This is a genomic window from Banduia mediterranea, assembly GCF_031846245.1.
GTDB classification, from domain to species: domain Bacteria; phylum Pseudomonadota; class Gammaproteobacteria; order Nevskiales; family Nevskiaceae; genus Banduia; species Banduia mediterranea.
In genome coordinates, this window is the sequence record NZ_JAVRIC010000076.1 from 1 (window position 1) to 532 (window position 532).

Consider the following 532-nt stretch of genomic DNA (forward strand, 5'->3'; position numbering starts at 1 on the left):
GTGAGCGTCGCATCTGGCTGTATCGGCAACCGACGGACATGCGTCGCTCGTTCGATGGCTTGAGTGCGATGGTGCGCCGCCACCTGGGACGCGAGCCAAGCGATGGAGCGTGGTACGCCTTCATCAACCGCCGGCGCACGCAGATCAAAGTACTGGCGTTCGAATCGGGTGGCTACTGCGTGTGGAGCAAGCGCCTGGAGCAGGGCCAGTTCGGGACGGCGGATCAGGCCGACGACCCGATGAGTCCGGCGCAGTTCCTGGCCCTGCTCGAAGGTCTGGACTGGCGGCTCGTGCGGCGGCGAAAACGTTATGAAAAGCCTCGGAAAAGTGTCGCGGCCGGGGCCTCTGCATGGTAAAATTTCAACATCGAATCAACGAGATAAATCGCTCTTCGTGTCGAACCTGGACGCACCAGCGGCGGCGCCTGAGACCGTGCTTATGGCCGAAAACGCGGCCCTCAAGGCGCAGGTTCAGACGCTCAGCACGCAGCTCGAATCGATCCGGCAGCAGTTGGACTGGTTCAAACGCCAGT

At 62.0% G+C, this 532-nt stretch carries 1 protein-coding gene; it reads left to right on the top strand.

Annotated features, from left to right (window positions below):
• Nucleotides 1-356 (top strand): IS66 family insertion sequence element accessory protein TnpB (gene tnpB / locus RM530_RS18440; RefSeq protein WP_311366732.1); only part of this gene is annotated, 356 nt, incomplete at its 5' end.
• Nucleotides 357-532: the final 176 nt, after the last annotated feature.